This window comes from Rhodococcus sp. P3_B8 (assembly GCF_056402775.1).
In genome coordinates this window covers 1-17,452 of sequence record NZ_JBFUGT010000048.1, presented here as the reverse complement: position 1 = coordinate 17,452, position 17,452 = coordinate 1, and the positions used below count along the sequence as shown (strand labels likewise).

13 protein-coding genes and 4 pseudogenes are annotated in these 17,452 nt (G+C 60.9%); 4 read left to right on the top strand and 13 right to left on the bottom strand.

The genetic code is table 11. The annotated features are described in order from the left end of the window. Positions 1–38: 38 nt before the first annotated feature. From AC1D1G_RS17910 to AC1D1G_RS17860, 11 genes are all read right to left on the bottom strand, one after another. Entirely contained in the window at positions 39–764 is a 726-nt protein-coding gene (locus AC1D1G_RS17910; protein ID WP_206016893.1) for a hypothetical protein, read from the bottom strand. 66 nt (positions 765–830) lie between these two features. Then, a complete protein-coding gene (locus AC1D1G_RS17905) occupies positions 831–1,796 on the bottom strand; it encodes an MlaD family protein (RefSeq protein ID WP_241031837.1) in 966 nt (321 codons plus the stop codon). Continuing rightward, entirely contained in the window at positions 1,793–2,812 is a 1,020-nt protein-coding gene (locus AC1D1G_RS17900) for an MlaD family protein (protein WP_206016892.1), read from the bottom strand. The genes AC1D1G_RS17905 and AC1D1G_RS17900 overlap by 4 nt, the downstream gene beginning before the upstream one ends. Then, the gene (locus AC1D1G_RS17895) at positions 2,809–3,840 is read right to left on the bottom strand and encodes an MlaD family protein (protein WP_206016891.1); all 1,032 of its coding nucleotides are present in this window, start codon (positions 3,838–3,840) and stop codon (positions 2,809–2,811) included. The genes AC1D1G_RS17900 and AC1D1G_RS17895 overlap by 4 nt, the downstream gene beginning before the upstream one ends. Before the next feature lies 1 nt (position 3,841). After that, the gene (locus tag AC1D1G_RS17890; protein ID WP_206016890.1) at positions 3,842–4,843 is read right to left on the bottom strand and encodes an MlaD family protein; all 1,002 of its coding nucleotides are present in this window, start codon (positions 4,841–4,843) and stop codon (positions 3,842–3,844) included. Continuing rightward, entirely contained in the window at positions 4,840–5,853 is a 1,014-nt protein-coding gene (locus AC1D1G_RS17885) for an MlaD family protein (protein ID WP_206016889.1), read from the bottom strand. The genes AC1D1G_RS17890 and AC1D1G_RS17885 overlap by 4 nt, the downstream gene beginning before the upstream one ends. Continuing rightward, complete coding sequence (locus AC1D1G_RS17880; RefSeq protein ID WP_206016888.1) at positions 5,850–6,941, bottom strand: MlaD family protein; 1,092 nt, start codon at positions 6,939–6,941, stop codon at positions 5,850–5,852. The genes AC1D1G_RS17885 and AC1D1G_RS17880 overlap by 4 nt, the downstream gene beginning before the upstream one ends. Positions 6,942–6,945: 4 nt before the next feature. After that, entirely contained in the window at positions 6,946–7,776 is an 831-nt protein-coding gene (locus AC1D1G_RS17875; protein WP_206016983.1) for an MlaE family ABC transporter permease, read from the bottom strand. A 43-nt stretch (positions 7,777–7,819) separates the two neighbouring features. Beyond that, a complete protein-coding gene (locus tag AC1D1G_RS17870; RefSeq protein ID WP_167115751.1) occupies positions 7,820–8,737 on the bottom strand; it encodes an ABC transporter permease in 918 nt (305 codons plus the stop codon). A 407-nt stretch (positions 8,738–9,144) separates the two neighbouring features. Then, positions 9,145–10,212: an ABC transporter ATP-binding protein gene (locus AC1D1G_RS17865; RefSeq protein WP_477953063.1), complete on the bottom strand. Its 1,068-nt coding sequence runs from the start codon at positions 10,210–10,212 to the stop codon at positions 9,145–9,147. A 1,993-nt stretch (positions 10,213–12,205) separates the two neighbouring features. Further along, positions 12,206–12,658 (bottom strand): MaoC family dehydratase, encoded by a 453-nt coding sequence (locus tag AC1D1G_RS17860; RefSeq protein ID WP_105424010.1) that lies wholly within the window; start codon positions 12,656–12,658, stop codon positions 12,206–12,208. A gap of 1,029 nt (positions 12,659–13,687) precedes the next feature. Here AC1D1G_RS17860 and AC1D1G_RS17855 point away from each other — a divergent pair. The 4 genes and pseudogenes from AC1D1G_RS17855 to AC1D1G_RS17840 form a co-directional block, all read left to right on the top strand. Then, positions 13,688–14,875: an NAD(P)/FAD-dependent oxidoreductase gene (locus tag AC1D1G_RS17855; protein ID WP_477953062.1), complete on the top strand. Its 1,188-nt coding sequence runs from the start codon at positions 13,688–13,690 to the stop codon at positions 14,873–14,875. 72 nt (positions 14,876–14,947) lie between these two features. Further along, positions 14,948–15,103: pseudogene (locus AC1D1G_RS17850) on the top strand (IS6 family transposase); the annotation flags it as partial. A gap of 19 nt (positions 15,104–15,122) precedes the next feature. After that, positions 15,123–15,218 (top strand): annotated as a pseudogene (locus AC1D1G_RS17845) (phosphatidylserine/phosphatidylglycerophosphate/cardiolipin synthase family protein); the annotation flags it as partial. Positions 15,219–15,277: 59 nt separating this feature from the next. Further along, positions 15,278–15,434, top strand: a pseudogene (locus AC1D1G_RS17840) (helicase associated domain-containing protein); the annotation flags it as partial. Between the two features lie 222 nt (positions 15,435–15,656). Here the strand turns inward: AC1D1G_RS17840 and AC1D1G_RS17835 are convergent. Further along, positions 15,657–16,454 carry a hypothetical protein gene (locus AC1D1G_RS17835; RefSeq protein ID WP_242323765.1) on the bottom strand — a complete coding sequence of 266 codons (798 nt, stop codon included), beginning with the start codon at positions 16,452–16,454 and terminating at the stop codon, positions 15,657–15,659. Next, positions 16,454–17,452 (bottom strand): annotated as a pseudogene (locus AC1D1G_RS17830) (hypothetical protein); the annotation flags it as partial. The pseudogene AC1D1G_RS17830 and the gene AC1D1G_RS17835, both read right to left, overlap by 1 nt.

Below are 17,452 nucleotides of genomic sequence, written 5' to 3'. Positions count from 1 at the left end.
AATATGCAGCCGATCTGCCATGCAGTACTGGAACCGGATTACCGCGGAGGCACCGCCGGCGCCGGCGGCGACTCCACAGATGGCGGGGCAGTCGACGACGAAGAGGGCGGCGGATTGCCAGCACCGCCGAGCGACGCATCATCTCCCCCAATGTCCGAAATCTTCCAATTGTCGCGGCCGTCGACCGTCAACTGATAAGAGGCAGTCGAATCGATTCCGTCGGGCGCCTGACTGTTCGTTGTCAATACCTTTACGAAGGCAGTCACGGTATACGAACCGTTATTCTCGGAAACTACTTTTGCTGCCACCGGTTTCGCTGTAGCCACCCATTGCAGCGGCGTGATGATCTGCTCCATCGACGATGCTGCGTGTGTCAGCCGATCCGCCAATTCATCGCTTGTGCCACTGGTTAAGCGCGAACGCCAGGACGCGAGATCGCGAAAATCCATCTGCGCGGCGCCGGTCGAGTAGTCGAGAGCCACCTGCTCCGCATGCGAACGGGCGTCCGCATTGTCACGCATGCTGTTCAGGTCGTCCGTTTTCCCATGGAGTTGCCACCCGAGGATTCCGATCGATCCGATCATTGCAAGGAGTACGAGGGCGCCGATGAACGAGCGGACCCGGATGACTCGGTCACCATTTCGCAGGCGGCCTGCAACGGCCCCGGTCTTGTACTGGCGGACATCACCTTCGCCGCTCTGGACGACCGCCGACTCTTCATTAGCCTGCTGTTTAGTTGTTCTAGCTTCAGTTCTACTGATCATGTTCCCAATGCCTTTGAATATCGGTTTTCTTGATGGCGCTCCGAGTAGTAACTTGGTGGATGAAACTCAGCCTCCTCCCAACCCTTGGAGATGCAGCGTGAGCGCATCGCCCGCATCGGCCGCAGCGAGCGCATTCGTAAGCAGATCTGACACCGGGATTGTCCGAAGCGACGCTGCTGCAGCAGTCATGCTCGGAAGCAGATCGCCACCGATCACGTGCAGATCCATCGCGTTCTTGTCGAGAAACGCCTGCGATTCAGCGAGAAAGGGCTCCACTCCGTAGGTAATGCCATCCGGAAGCGATGCCAGGCCGACAACGTCGAAATAGCGGTTGATGACGTTCGCGAACCCTTGGCCGAACTCTACGATGTTGGGCGTTGCTCCATCGAGCGCGTATGGCACCGGCGCACTTTGTTGGAGTAGCGGTTGTATTACCTGCAACAGCTTGTTGAGATCACCCCTCCGAGTGATGATCTCGTTCGCCAGAAGTTCACCGACTCTATTCAAATTGTTGAGCACGCTGGCATCTTCGGGCAACGCGACATCAACACTGGCGAAGACCTCCCGTACCCGGTCGGGGTCGACCTGCTCCAACATCAAGGTGAGCCGCTTTGAGAAATCCTGGAGCGAAGTTGGCTGACTTACCCGCGAAGAATCCACGACCGAACGATTCTCGAGGAAGGGGCCTCCCGAAGAACTGCTCTGGATAGCCATGTACCCCTCGCCGAGCGCCGACATGTTGTCAACGCGAAAGGTGCTTTCGATCGGAATCTCGTAGCTCCGGTCATAGTTCCACTTGAGTTCAACACCGTCTGCAGACGCATTCAATGCGGTCACATGACCGATTTGCACTCCGCGTAGCAGCACTCTGGAACCGACGACCAAACCATTCGTGTCGGTCACCGTCATGCTGGCCTCGTTAACCTTCTGCAAAGGCGAGACGTTCAGCCCGAGATTCCCCAGGTAGGCAAACGACGCCACGGCCATCGCAAGCATCCCAACGACGGAGATGCGCGTCTTTGTGAAGATCATTTCACTGCTCCGAGCATACGCAGAACGTTCTCGACATCAACCAGAACTTGATCTCCGTTCGCTGCCTGGATCGACTTAATATCAACCTGAGGATCCTTTACGAATGGAACAAGTGTTGTGCGAATAAAATTGTCCAATTTCTCGCCCGAAGTCGGCCCCTCGTCCCACATGTAGCGAATAGACTGCCCCGCATCGGCAACAGAATTCAGCATCGGAACCAGCCACATTCCGCCCTCGAAGACACTGCCAACGTTGGGCAGTACGACGCTCAGATGACCGATGAATTTCTGATTCAAGCTCCGCCAGTAGTACGTGCCTGTGTGATTCTCGTCGCCTTCGAACATGATGGAGAGCGCATCAGACTGGCCATCCACCGCGACGGCTGTCGAATTCATGCCGTCCAGCATCCGATCAATCTCGCTGAGGTGGTCCGAAAGGTCGCGCAAATCGACTGCGACTGTCGATGCGATCGCCCTCACATCCTGGACCTGCGGCATCACGTTGTTGAGGCGTTTCATTGTGTCTTGAACCTTCTGGATGCTGCCGCCGTTAACGAAGTAGGCGAGCACCGCCATCGTATCCTCCAATTGCGGAGGCGATGTGGTCTGTGCGGCAGTAATCAGCATGCCCGGCTTCAAATACTCCACCTGCGCCGAATTCTGATTTGTTTCGAGTGCGATATACGTATCGCCGAGAAGCGTGTCTTGGCGGATAACCCCGTGTATGTCGGTGGGGATGCGGGCATCACCTGCCACGTTAACGGTCACCGCAACCACCGCCCCCTGCACATCCACGGCCGTGACCTGTCCGACTCTCAGCCCGTTGAGCGTTACATGCGCGCCGTCCGGAAGGTTGAGCGCACTCGCGAATTGAATCGTGATGGCGTAGCCGTCTCGGACACTGCCTTGCACCGATGGCAGGTCCTTCGGCCCCAGTGAACACGATGCGGTCAACGCGACCACGAAACACATCGAAATGGCGCCGAGACCGTGCTTCCATCGTTTGGCTTGGCTCATCGAACGCCCTCAACTAAGAGTCTGTCGAGATTTCCAGTCAGGACAACCGGTTCACCGGATCCATTGTCGACAGTCATCGGCTGATAGTTCATCGTCGGTCCACCCGGACGGCCGAACTGTTGCTGTAGCACGGTCGTCACCGAAGGGAGGGAATCAAGCAGACTTGCAAGATCTTTGGACCGGGTCGCGGCAAGGTGAATCGCGTCGCTGACAGGCCCATGCATCGTCGGCCACAGCAGATCACCGTAATGATCTTGAATGCTGTACAACACCGCGATTAGGTATCCGGTGCCATCGACCAGCTTCGTGACGCCTGGCCACAGGTCAATTCCCTCGGCAACCACATCCGGCAGTTCATTCAGGAGCGAGCTGACAGTCGACCAGTTGTGCAGTGCTTCCTCTGTCAAGGGCGCCATGTTGAGAACGCTCGAACCGATATCGGAGACCAGTTGGTCTGGACTCTCTGCGGCAGCCGATGCGTGCTCCAACATCGCGCGTGCGTTCTCACCCTGCCCCTGTAACTCCGTATCGAGACTTCCGATCGCGTGAGCCAGGCTCTTTTCACCCTCTGCCGGAGTCATTGCATCTACGAAGTCTGCTGCCGACCCGACAATTTCGGAGATGCTCTTCGGCGTGAAACTGCGATTCATTGGGATACACTCCCCTGGTTCGAGATGCGGGCCGGAATCGTAGTTGCCGACTAGTTCGAGGCTCCGGTCAGCCAGCAAGGATTTCGACCGTGTCACAACCTGCACGTCAGCACGATATTCGCGCCCTGGGTCTAGCGAGAAGCTCACGATCACGCGATCACCTGCAGGTTCGACGTTGTCAACTCTTCCCACGCGATAGCCCATCTGGGTCACCGGATTGCCTGGGTACAACCCGAGGGAGTCTGGCATTTCTGCGCAGAATGCCGACGTGCTGCCGTGCGAGTCACCGCGTACCACGTACAGGCTTCCAGCTACTACAAGCGCAATCGCTACAGCACCGGTCACGGCTGCGGCGAGCTTCCGATTGATGTGTGACATGTCAGCACGTCCCTCCTGGAACAGGAACACAGACCGTCGAGGCCAATATGGTTCCTCCGCTGATCTGGGCGATTCCCGCCGGCGTCAGCCACGCAGCCAGGCGATCGCGGAGCTGTTGGAGTTGATCGATGGCGGGACCCATGTCCTGCTGGAAGGCACCGATCGAATCGCGCAGTTGCTCGATCTTCGGGCGCATTTCAGGTTCGTGGGCAAGATAGAATTTTTCGAGCGGAATGACACGGTACAAGACCTCACCGAGGAGCGTATAGGCCTCGTTGAAGCCGGCGTTCGTATTGTGATAGGTGGACAGCACCACCTCGATTCGGCGGATCAAATCGAATACGAAGTCACGCCGTTGATTAAATTGCTGTAGATATTGTGCCGCCATATTCACAATGTCACGAATCTGCTCACGCTGGTGGTCCATCACCGTGCCGATGCTGTCCATTCCCGAGATGATCGTGGCGAGCGAACCCGGATTTCGTTGCAGGGCATCTGCTGTCTGATCGATGTTTGCGTCGATCGTGCCGCCATTCACGCTGTCGGTGACGATCGGCGCCGCCTGAAGCACATCAGCGATAGAGTACGGGACGTTCACGCGGTCGACTGGTATAACGGCCGAACCAAGGTCGTTGTTGCCCAACGGAAGCACCGAGACTGCATACCCGCCGACCGGAGTCAACATTCGCACGTCAATTCGGGAGTCGGAGCCGATAAAGACCTCTCTTTTGATCTCGGCGGTCACCCGGACGAACGAATCCCCGATGGACAGGGCAGTGACCTTGCCGACGCTGATGCCGGCAACACGGACGTCGTCACCGACTTCAATTGCTGCAGCGTCTGTCGTTTCGAACGAAATTTGTTTGCGGCCTGGCGGTTGTACGTACACCATCACTGTGATCGTCAACGCGATGGCCATCACGACCACGACCGCGATGCCGAGCGTCAGCTCACTGCGGTACCCCTGGGTGATCCGCCTCAATCCCCTGACCACAACGGTCATCGTGCGTTGCATACAACTACCTCGCTGCCATTGAGAAGCACCTGGACTGTCGTCGGCAATGTGGCGACTCCGTTGGTGCAAGATACGTTGGCCGAGGTCGCCGACACCTGCGGTAACTGCAGGCCCGCGATCGACGCGGGGAGCAAGCGCAGCGCATCGGCCGCAGCCGGTAGAGATTCGAACGCGTTTGTCAGCATCTGGTCAACATCCATCTCATGTGTCAGACCGAGTTGCTCGATCAATCGGAATAGCGGCCGCATGAACTGAGGCCCAAACACGGCTGTCTTCTGGAACTTGTCGAGGACTGTCATCGCATCTTCAATCGAATAGTTGAGCGAATCCAGGAAATCCATCACCTGCGGCGAACGGCTGCCCATTGTGTCGGCGATCCGCGCCATGTTCGCGGTCAGCGTCGAGAGGACTTGTTGACGGTCGCGTGCCATAGCGGCGAGTTTGTCCGCGCTTTCGAGCATCGGAGCGAGCCCCCCGCCGTCACCCTGCAATAGCGCAATCGCATTCTCAGTGAAGTCGTTGATCTCGGCGGTGCTCATCGTGGTCAAAACGGGTTGCAAGCCGTTGAACAGCTGCGTGATGTCGAAGGACGGCTTGGTATTGGCTGTGGTTAGATGACCGACCGGCGTTCCTGGATTCTCAGGCACCGTCAGCTCGACGTACCTGGCACCGGTGAGATTCTGATACTTGACCGCGAGCTCCGTTGTGTTCGTGAGTTCGTACGGTTCTTTCAGTGTGAATGCTACCTGGGCGAGGGTGTGACCGTCCTGACTTGTGAGCTCAACCGAAGTCACCTTGCCGATCTGCACGCCTCTGGTTCTAACGTCACCATTCTCGTGAAGTCCAGATACGTCGGTGAATTGCGCTGTGTAAGAACGTGTATCACCCTCGACAGGGCTCTTCATCGCGTTGACCACAATGACGAACAACAGTGCAGCGACTACCGCCACCACACCCAATTTGAGTGCCGTAAGCCCAAGTTTCATATGCGGCTTCATCGAGGTATCTCTCCCTGCTGCGCCGCCGTCGCCCCCGCCATCGCACTGAGTGGCGCTGCCAAGGACGGAAGGTCGTCGAGCGCGACGCGAAGGTTGAGGACCTTTTTGTCGCCGTTCGTCGTAAAAACGTTGTTGTACCGATCGATCAGGCTCGCGAGTTTGCCCAGCGCCGTGCCATTGTCGAGAAGGTTCGGCAGTGCGGTGGCGAACGCCCGTGCGATCTCCGTTAGCGGTGTCAACTCTGTCGCGTGTGAAGCCAGCAGAATGCCGGCCGAACCAAACAGCTTTTTCGCGGCCAGGTCAAGTCCTTCGGCACCCCGGTCCATCATGGGATCATTGACACCAAACGAGCCATCGGGTCTCTTGTTGAACTTGGTGTCGAAGAGGATGTAGAACGCCTGGATGGTCTGGTCGCTGAAGGCCGGCATCACGTCCAGGACGTCGTTTACCCGAGACAGCAACGCGCTCGGTATCTCCTGTTGCGTTTTCGCCACTTCGTCAGCCAGGACAATGCCGGTCTGGATCAGCGGCGTCATGCCGTCGCTGTACCGGATGACCTTGTTCAAGGTAGTGATCATGCTCGTTGTAAGGGTTCCATCGATAGTGTGTGACCCCTGTTCGAGCAGTGTCGACATCGTGTAGTCACCGACCGTTGTGCGCTGGAGTTCCGCCCCGGAGACCAGGTTGTTACCCCCCTCCTTGGCCACCAGATCGACGGCCGCGACCCCAAAATAGTTGAGCGGACGGAAGTCCAAATCCATCGAGTCTGTCAACCCCTCGACCTCATCAGGCTTCAGAGACAACTGGATGCGTACCATGTCTTGATCCGTCTTCTCGACGGACGTCACCTCACCAACTTCGGCACCTCGCAAAATCACCCTGGTACCTTCGGCCACGCCAGGCCCGACCTGAAGAGTTTCGACCGTGAGGCGCAATCCGTCGGGTTTTGTCAGAAGCGGACGAATCCAGATAGCCGTTACAAGCACGATCGCCACCAGCACGATGGTGAGACCGGCAGCAGTGTTGACCATTCGGGTTTGGTGCTCGTCGGACCCTCGGATGAAATCCTGATTCCTCGGTTTGCTCATTATCTTATCCTTTGAAGGTCAACACCGGGCTCAGACCCCAGAGCGCCACCGTCATGCAGAAGTTCAGTACCACGATCAATACGAGGCTGGCCCGAATCGCCCTGCCTGATGCCAATCCGACCCCGGCCGGCCCGCCGCTGGCAAAGTATCCGTAGTAGCAATGGATGATTGTAACGACGACGCAGAACGTGATTGTCTTGAAAACCGATGCTCCCAGATCCGGCCAATTTAGGAATTGCGCGAAGTAGTGGTCGTACGTTCCGTGTGGTTGTCCTTCGAAAGTCTTCACGATTACACCGCCAACGAAGAAGCTCACCACCAGCGCCATCAGGTATCCGGGCAAGACCACCAACAGACCTCCAATGAGCCGGGTGCCTACGACGAATGGAATTGATTGCAGGCCCATAGCTTCCGTGGCGTCGATCTCCTCCGAAATTCTCATGGCGCCAATTTCTGCTGTCATGCGGCAGCCGGCCTGTGCGGCAAACCCGATTCCGGTGATAATCGGCGCGATAACGCGAATATTGCCGAACGATCCGATGATGCCTGTGAGGGGACCGAAACCGAGCAGGTCGAGCGCTAGGAACGCCTCGATGGCGACCACAGCGCCGACCGCGACACCGAGAAAGAACATTAGGCTGATTACGCCGCCGTCGACAACCAATGAACCACTGCCCCAAGCCATGTCGTTCATGGTCTTCCAGGTGGCCTGACGGTAGTGTTTGACGGTTCGGGGAAGGGAGATGACGACTTTCCACACGAACACCGCCAGCTGGCCGATCTCACCGGCCATGCCTGATATGCCGCGCCCCACCACCCTGAAGGGCCGCAACATGACCGGTGCAACCGGGCTGTATTTTGAGCAAGCATTCATTTCATCAGGCCAATCGGGTCGGATAGAACATCAGCTGCAGCTGGCTGACCAACAGATTTGTGATAAAGATACTGAAGACACTAAGCACCACCGACGCGTTGACGGCGTTCGCCACCCCCTTGGGCCCGCCTTTCGCCTCGAGTCCTCGCAGACTGGCTATGGAGACGACGATTGCGGCGAACAGAAACGCTTTCAACACCGAGAACGCTAGATCGGTGGGAGAGGTAAATGCGCCGAACGACTGCCAGAAGCTGCCCGGTACGACGTCGGCGACATTCACAGAGATGATGAGGCCGGCAGCGACACCGGTCGAGATGATGATGATGCAAAGGATGGGAGAGATTAGGAGCATCGCCAAAAATCGCGGCATCACCAGACGTTCTACCGGGTCCACGCCCATCACCCGCATCGCGTCGATTTCCTCGCGGATTGACCGTGCACCCAAGTCGGATGAGATTGCCGAGGCAGCCGCGCCACTCATGAGCAGACCCGCCGCCATCGGTGCACCCTGGCCTACGACACCGAGTCCGCTTGCCGCGCCCGCGAGTGAACTGGCACCGACCTGATTCATGATGCCACCGACCTGGACCGACACCTCGGCGCCGATCGGGATAGCCATCAGCAACGCGGGCAGCGCCGTCACCTTGAACAGCAGCCACATCTGATCCGCGATCTCATGCACGGGCAGACGCAGCTTGATCGTGTCAACAACGGTGTACCGCAGTACTTCGGTAACCAGATGTACCAGCCTGCCCAACGTCTCCAGGCTCCGGACTGGCGCACTTTTGTTAAGGTACCCGGCCGCCCGCTGCGTCCGGGCAGGCCGAGCGTTCGCGCCTGTGTGACCGCCCTTGAATGTCCCGTTTGCCGAACCTCGCTGATCATGCTCCAGCGGAACCTCGGTGGTTGCCAGCGTCCCCATCGATCCTCTCCTCGCGTGTAAGCGCACGACAATTCCGTCGCCCTCGAATCGGCGAATTCGGCTCTTGTTTCCCGCCTATGGTTCGACCCATCATCGGCACTTCTGGAAGAGCCGGCGCAGGCTGTTGCCGGCTCCGGCAGGCTCAAAGATTTCGTTCGCTGGATCAGGCCTGAGTGCCGAGCGTCACTTTCGATTGATACTGTGATACACGCAACGTTCTGCGTATCATGCTACCCAGGTTTGCCGACTACTGGCAAGCGAAACCGAGCAATAGATCGCATTTCGTACTCTTAGTCTCCGGCAACGCTGCAATTCGTTAGGGGAGAGAGGATTTGCGATCTGTGACCGACCAACGTCCCCACGCTCCTACGTGCAGTCACGCGCCGGAGAGGATTGGACAGGTCGGGTCACGGCTTCAGTACCCGTCGCGACTCCTCAGCTCGCCCATATGGAAGGGGAATGACCTCAGTATTGAAATCATCGGCAGGAAACTGTGTTTCGTCGAAGCTTTGCTGAATCGCGATTTGCGCGGTCTCAGGGAGCGTGTGCATGATGTGCCGGACGCGTTCCTGACGGCGGGCGACGGCCTGCCGGAACGGCATCCCCGGCGTCGCCTTCATCTGCGGGACGATGCCCTCGACGTCGTCGACACCACCGGCATGGTGMCCGGCATCGACCATCGCCTGCTCCTGCGCCATGGTGGCCTCGTCCTTCTCCTCGGACATGCCGATCGGACCGATCATGGTGCCGTTGAGGAACTGCTTGACCACCGGCTCCTCRCTGGTGAGCAGCACCTCCCGCGGACCGAACATCACCAGATGACGGCGGAACAGCATGCCGATGTTGTCCGGCACCGTCCGCGCGAGATTGATGTTGTGCGAGACGATCAGGATCGTCGCGTCGATCTCGGCGTTGATGTCGATCAACGTCTGGGAGATGTAGGTGGTACGCACCGGGTCCAGGCCGGAGTCCGGCTCGTCGACGAGGATGATCTGCGGGTCCAGCACCAGGGCGCGGGCCAGGCCCGCACGCTTGCGCATACCACCGGAGATCTCACCGGGCAGCTTGTCCTCGGCCCCGAGCAGGCCGACGAGCTCCATCTTCTCCATGACGATCTTGCGGATCTCGGACTCGGACTTCTTGGTGTGCTCGCGCAGCGGGAACGCCACGTTGTCGAACAGGTTCATCGAGCCGAACAGGGCGCCGTCCTGGAACAGCACACCGAACAGCTTGCGGATCTCGTAGAGCTCCTTGGACGAGCACTCGAGAATGTTGGTGCCGTCGATCACGATCGAGCCCTGCTCCGGGCGGAGCAAACCGATCAGCGACTTCAAAAACACCGACTTACCCGTACCCGACGGCCCGAGCAACGCACTGACCTCACCGGCGGGAAGGGTCAACGTGACGTCCTGCCAGATCCTCTGCGAGCCGAACGACTTGGTCAGTCCCTCGACGGATACCTCGACTCCCACCATTACCTCCGCGTCTTTTCAGGCATCCCCGAGCACCAACGCGGACACGTCGACCGGATGGACGCGGCCACAGCACTGTCGCATGTCCTTACAGGGCTTCTTACTGAACCAGCAGTGACGGCGTCTCTCATCGGACTACCTTCCTCGGCTTCTGATTACGGTCGCACCGGCGCCCTTAGGTCACCGTGTAAAACACCCGGGCCTTGGACCCGGTCCACTTTGCGGGCACGCTCGGGCGCCTACATATGTGTCAGAGGTCGGCGATACGCCACGATCAGAGTGATCTACCTCGTGAAATAGTCGCCGCCCCATGCTCGAATCGAAATCGCATATGAGCCACGGACGAACGAACATAATTTAGAATAGATTCGACTATGTGTCAACGCTCACATCAGATGGGGGAAGGTGGCCGCGCACCCGGGACCATCGAACCGCGCGAACACGGCAAAAGGATCGTTCTCACTACGGCCCGCCATGTAGCCCTCGGAAAGCTGCGGGAAGTGGACAGAAGGGAGCGGGTAGGGCCGCCTCAGACAGTGCTTCCTTGTTCGCGATCTCGCATGGCTTCTCGTCTGCCGCATCCTCGTTACGCCAGATGATGTAGCGGCGAATCATGCTGCTCTGCTCCTTGTGACCGATGCCGATCGAGGCGCAGTTCCCGGCACTGCGGGCCTTCGCCCTCGACGGGCACCTCAAGCCGCCGAGAACCGCTCGAAGTCTCTCGTTCTTCCGGTACCTGCGCAGCCTGTATCCGACGGACGTTCGGCTGTCGATCGTGCACAACTACACTTGTCCTCGCCCAAGCCGTTACGCGGCGAACAGGTGCCGCACCCCGTGTAGTCGGGTGTAGGTAGCGCGCGACGTCCTCGCGACTCCCGCCCGAGTGCAGCGTGCTTGCCGCCGCGTTCGGCCCGCTGCCGGCCCGGATGCAGCTGCAGATTGCAGATTCAGCAGCTCGAACTCGTCGAGACAGACCACCTCGGCGACCAAGAACTCGGCGAGCTTGGTCAGGCTCCAGGTCGATACGGCAGATCGTGCTCGGTGGAGGTGGACTTGGCGATCTTCGGAACCGGCATGCCCTGCATGGGCAGTAGGGTATCTGGCTGCGCTGCCAGGTCATACCGACCGGAGGCCACGACAGATTGCCTGCACCAGTCGATTGCCCCTCGTTATCGTCGAGCGAGTGCACTCGTACTCTGTCACCCGACCAAAATGACCGGTGCCGTGCCCGTTACACCGCCACCGGACGGCGTGCCGACCCGAACAGGCACAGGTTCCCGGGTAGGGCACTAGCGGAGTTGCGGGGGGTGTCGTTCGCTCGGCCCGAATCCTTCGGGAGCAGAAGCGTCGACTGCCTGCTGCAGCCGCTCTGCGGTGCAGAGGCGTCGAGTGCGACCGACTCGTCCACATCCCGTGCTCGCGATGATGGATCGTGATCGCGTTTGGTCGTCTAGATCTGGCCACACAGGCGGCAGGCTTGTCCGCCAGCTTGGTCTCGGTCACCGGGCCGCGGGTTCCGATTCAGTTCATCTCGGATCTGTCTCGTGTTCGTTGTCCGAGACCGTCGACCAGAATCTCAACGCTAGGCTTCCACCTCTTGTGGCCTTCCCTACCCCAGGGACAACAAGGCGCGGTTTCGGGTTCGCTCGCGGCCGCACGATTCTCCTTCCGCGGCGATACCCGATAGGGGCCTGCCTGAAGGCTCTGCCTCGGGACGAAGGGGACGCGATGCCCTTTCCGGCAAACACGGATATGCATGCCCCCGGTGACGACGGCAGAGGTAACCTCTCGGCGCGCTCATACACAACCGCTCGGGTTGCGATGGAATCGGAAGATCGACGCCGAGGCTGCTGACCCGTGGCACACATCAACTCGGCGGTTCGCTTCTGATCACCGCGGCTGCCAGGGACTCGGCTGGCACGTCACGTCATCCGCCGCCAAAGCGGCCGATCGGGGTGTCTGGCTAACCAGTGCTCCCTTGCGGATGCTCTGCCCCTCAAGGCACTAGGACGCGAACAGACTCTGCAACACACGCAGGCTTGTCCTCACCCTTGATCTCGATGGTGTACTTCACGACCACCCGCGAGCCCTGCCTGGTGTGCTCGAACGACGCGATCTCGCCGCCTACCCGGATCGATGCCCCCACCCTCACTGGCTGTGGGAAGCGCAACTTGTTCAGCCCGTAGTTGATGACAAGTTTCACGCCATCGACGCGCATCAGGTCGGCACTGAGCCTCGGTAACAGCGAAAGCGTGAGGTAGCCGTGCGCGATCGGGCCACCGAACGGACCCTGCGCCGCCCGCTCGGGGTCGACATGGATCCACTGGTGATCATCGGTGGCGTCGGCGAACGCATTCACGCGGTCCTGCGTGATCTCAAGCCAGTCGCTGTGGCCGAGGTGATCGCCGACGGCGGCCTCGACCTCGTCTATTTTCTGGAATAGGCGCATTGACTCTCCTTGTGTCTGCCCGGTTATGGAGCGGTTATGGCAGCTAGTTCAACTATGGTCGGGCAGCGACGAGCCGGGATGGCCCGCAGTTGACCGCCCGAACACTACTGTCCGCCTCATGGAAAGACCCGTCCGACGCTACCGCGAGTACAAAGCGAATACCCGACGCTGATCAGCTGAAAAGCACCTCGTTATTTAATAGTGAATAGAAAGATAGGCGGTCTCCGACTCGACGTCAAGGACGAGTACCTCAGCTGCAGATTGCCCATCGGGGGTCCGGCCCGGCAGGCAGCGTGCGCGTCATACCCTCAGTCGGCACGCTTTTGTGGCGGCCTGAACTGCCCGGCGCTCGCGCGGCTACCGGGGTCAACCACGCCACGACCTGCATCGATCTGGATCAACGGGTTGCGGCCAGGGGCGTCGAATCGCCTTAGACCGCGGGCTTCACCAGCCCACCGTTTGCAGGGTGGCGCGCGAGACGAGATTTGAGACGATGCATCAACGTCGCGTCATGCGAGTGACACCAGCCCGATGTGGCGATTGCGTCTTGCCGGAACCGTAGGGGATCTGTTCGTCGACAATTGGACTACACTTGGGTGGCATTGGAACTGTCCGCTGATGATATGTCACGTCGCGGTGAAACACGGAAAGTCAAGGCCGCCGACGCATGCGATGGCGGCCTGACACCCTCTCGGGCAACGGAATCGCGGTGTCCTCACTGATGGTCCGCGCTGTGGGAAGACTTCAACATTAAGGTTGCCCTTGAAGGTGACCTCGGATTTCATGCGGAAATTGACAACGTAGACGACACGATCGGCGAGCAGCAGTCCACCTCCAATTTCTGGCCGCCGACGGCTTGGCAGCAATAGGAATATCTATCGTAATGGGCGCAACCCCGGAATTTCATTACCGCTGAGACGTATTCACCGCGACCGCATGGACCTCGCAGCACCCCGTTTGATATGACTTGTGCACACACGCGATGGTGATCATGCCCGTCGCACGGGCAGATTGGGCTGGTACGGGACAGTGCAGAAAATTGTGATCGTCGGGGCGGGCCTGGCCGGTCTGCGCACCGCGGAGGAGCTGCGGCGGGCCGGATACGAGGGTGACCTGGTTCTTCTCGGCGGGGAACCGCACCTTCCCTACGACCGTCCACCGCTGTCGAAGGAAGTGATGCGCGGGGAGAAGAGCGACACCACCCTCAAGCCGCGCGAGTTCTTCGACGAGAAGAACATCGAATTGCGTCTGGGGGTCGAGGCGGCCTCGGTGGACACCGGTTCCCGCATCCTGAGACTCGCCGACGGCACCGAACTCGGCTACGACGAACTGGTGATCGCCACCGGCCTCGTGCCGCGGCGGATACCGGGTCTGCCCGACCTCGCGGGCGTCCACGTTCTCCGGTCCATCGATGAGAGCCTGGCGTTGCGCGCGGACCTCGCCGAGGGCAAGCGGGCACTGATCGTCGGCGCGGGCTTCATCGGCTGCGAGCTGGCGGCGAGCATGCGGGCCGGTGGTCTCGACGTGGTGCTGGTGGAGCCGCAGCCGACGCCGCTGGCGTCGGTGCTCGGCGAGAAGGTCGGCGGACTCGTCGCCCGCCTGCACACCGGCGAGGGGGTCGACCTGCGTGCCGGTGTCGGGCTCACGTCGCTGGTGTGCACGGACCGGGTCACCGGGGCCGTTCTCGGTGACGGAAGCGGGGTGGACGTCGACGTGGTGGCGATCGGTGTCGGCTCGGTGCCGGTCACCGCGTGGCTCGACGGCTCGGGTGTCGAACTGGACAACGGTGTGGTGTGCGACGGCGTGGGACGCTCGGCGGTCCCGCACGTGTGGGCGGTCGGCGACGTGGCCGCGTGGCAGTTGCAGGTGGGCGGGCGCAAGCGCGTCGAGCACTGGAGCAATGCCGGTGAGCAGGCCAAGATCCTCGCCGGGGCGTTGACCGGGACCGGCGACGAGAAYSCCGCCGCKCAGGTGCCGTACTTCTGGAGCGACCAGTAYGACRTCAAGATCCAGGCACTGGGCACRGTGGCGGCCACCGACGAGGTKCACGTGATCAAGGACGACGGCCGCAAGTTCCTCGCCTACTACGARCGGGACGGCATCCTGGCCGGTGTCGTCGGCGGTGGAATGGCGGGSGGCGTCATGAAGATGCGGGSCAAGATCGCGGCGGGAACTCCGATCGGCGAGGTCCTCGAGGCCGCGTCAGGGACCTGCTGATCGGGGTTCTCCCCATCTTCGAGGGCATTGTCACGTTAACGGTAGTGGGGTCCGGCTAGCAGGATCGGCTTGGTGAACACCGCAGCGCCGTCGTACAAGCGTCACCGCTTCCCGGTCGACATCATCCGGCGCTGTGTGTGGTTGTACTTCCGCTTCAGCCTCAGCTTCCGCGATGTGGAGGAGGTGATGCTCGAACGCGGTGTCGTGGTGTCCTACGAGACGATCCGGTAACACCTGATCGACCTCGGTGATCTCCTCGCGGGCCGCGGTTCGCGCCCACGCCACCTCCCCGTTCGCGCTCACGCACTATGTGGACGCCGGTGTGAGGGTGCTGTCGTCGCCGAGGTAGCGATCGCGTTCGGGCAGGACTGGGCGAGCCAGCTGCGGCACCGCCGGGCACGAGGTTTTCGACTGGGACTTTGGCAGGACCGCCAGCGGGTTGCCCGTATGCTCGGCACCCTTCCGCCCCAACGCATTGCGCAACTCGATGCGACCGGGTTCGTGTGGAGTGATGACGATCTTCCACTTCCTGCCGTGTCACCGGCCGACGGCAGCCGAGAATGCCAGCACAGCCTGTGGGATAAACATTTCACCGCCCTTGTCTACGGGCACAATTGGTCGCTCGCCCCACCATCCGGCGGACAGTGGTAGTTGACCCACTTGGTGGGCGGACTCCTGTCCCGGCCGACCACGCCCACATCGAGGTGAGGGACACAGCGTCCCGAAATATCTAGCGGCCCCGTGGATTGCTCCGGCGCGCCAGCCGAGGCACGGAGGACTCTTAGATCCAGTCGATGTGGACGGAGTCGATGTGGTCGAAGTGGAATCCGAACTGGTCGCTGTACGTGTCGAAGCCTTTGTTTTCGGGGTAGTCGAGGGTGGCATGCCGCTCCAGGAGTGCGACGACGCGGGCGTGATCGTCATTGGCCAGTGCGGCGGCGAGTTCGCGGGACTCTTCACTGGTGAACGGGGTGTCGGAGTTCGCGAAGTCCAGGGTGCGGATGCGGTAGTCGTAGCCCTCGTCGGCGCCGTTGCGGACCATGACGCCGCCCTTGACSCGGATGACCGCCTTTTTGGGTGTTCCGTCSGGSCGCAGTACGCCGGCSCGYTTCATGATGTCCTCGGCTTTGACGTTGCGGAGTTTCTTGCTGGCGTCGGCGCGCAGCTCGTTCGTTTCACCGGACCTGTATCGGGAGACGGCGGAGCGGGATCGGCCGATCTTGGTGGCCACGGCGTCGATGCCGCCGAGGCGTTCGATCGCGGCACGGCGTTGCGCTCGCTCGAGAACATCCGGGTGGGGGATGCGGCCTTGTTGGGCCCACCGGCGCAACGTGCGGGCGGACGGCGGTGTGCGGCCGGCATCGATTGCGGCCTGCCGCAGGCCCTCGTTGCCGAGTTCCTTACGCAACTGTTTCACCGAGACCTTGCTGGTTAAACCCGCGAGTCCCCCGCTTTTGACCTGCTTCGACTTCTCCACACCGCTGGTCGCGGCGCTGGCGACGGAAACCTTGAGGCCATCGAGACCGACCGCCTGCTGCGGCGGCTTCGTGGTGCGGGGCTTGGGAAGATGCAGGGCCATCAGTCCTCGTCTTCCTCGGCGAATGCCGCTTTGATCGTKAGTTTCACATCGTGCATGTCCTCCGCCGACGTGAAGGCGGACAGAAGCGTGTCGGTGAGCAGTGTGTCCTTCTCCACCGACATCTTCCCCAAAGCGTCGCTCGGGTCGGCGATGTCCTCACCGCCGGAGAGCAGGTACACCCAGGAGTCGGTGATGGTGCGGACCGGCCAGTGGCCGTGCTCGCGGGCGATCCGCATCGCYACSCGSCGGCCGCGCCACCGGCAGTGGGCGATGATCGCCGCACGCCACAGCGGTTGGTGGTGGTGTTGCATCTGCTTGGCAGTCCACATGTCCGGGTTGACCATCCGCCCGATGTAGCCCTTGTAGCAGGAGCCGATGAAGCTCTTCATTGCGGCGTCCTCGGTGTCCACAGCGCTCTTGCGGGCCTCGCGGAGGATCTTCGCCCACTTGTCCAGYACGCGGCCCTGCTGCGGGTASACCCAGGCCTCGGYGATGTCGAGGTCGTCGAGRTCGGCRCCGATCCCCCCATCCGCGACCGGTGAGCACAACCCGTCGAGGCTGACCGAGGTGACCCASGTCTGCACCGGCTGGTCCGCCCGCATGTGCGGGTGCGGGGGCGGCAGCTTCTCGGGCAGCGACARYGTYTGCCCCGCGGGCAGGGTGATYCGCCACAGCCCGAACGGGGCACCCTTGTCCCCCACCGCCGCCGCGGCCGCCGCCSCACCGGTCAGATGTGTGGGTTGCCCGTAGCCGAATTCGAGCATCCCGGCCGASGCCAGGTAGGCGGCCCGTTGGTCGATGGACACCAACCGGCKTACACCGTCGAGATCCTCCGSGTCGGGCACTCGGACCCAGCCGACCGCGGGTTCGAGCTCCTTGCGGGGAGCACCATCGAGCGGTGGTACCGGGCCGGCGGTCGCCACCACAATGCCCTTCCCCGATCGGGTGCGTTCGCGCTTGATCTTGTCGAGGATCGCGGCGCCGGTGCGGCCGGTGCG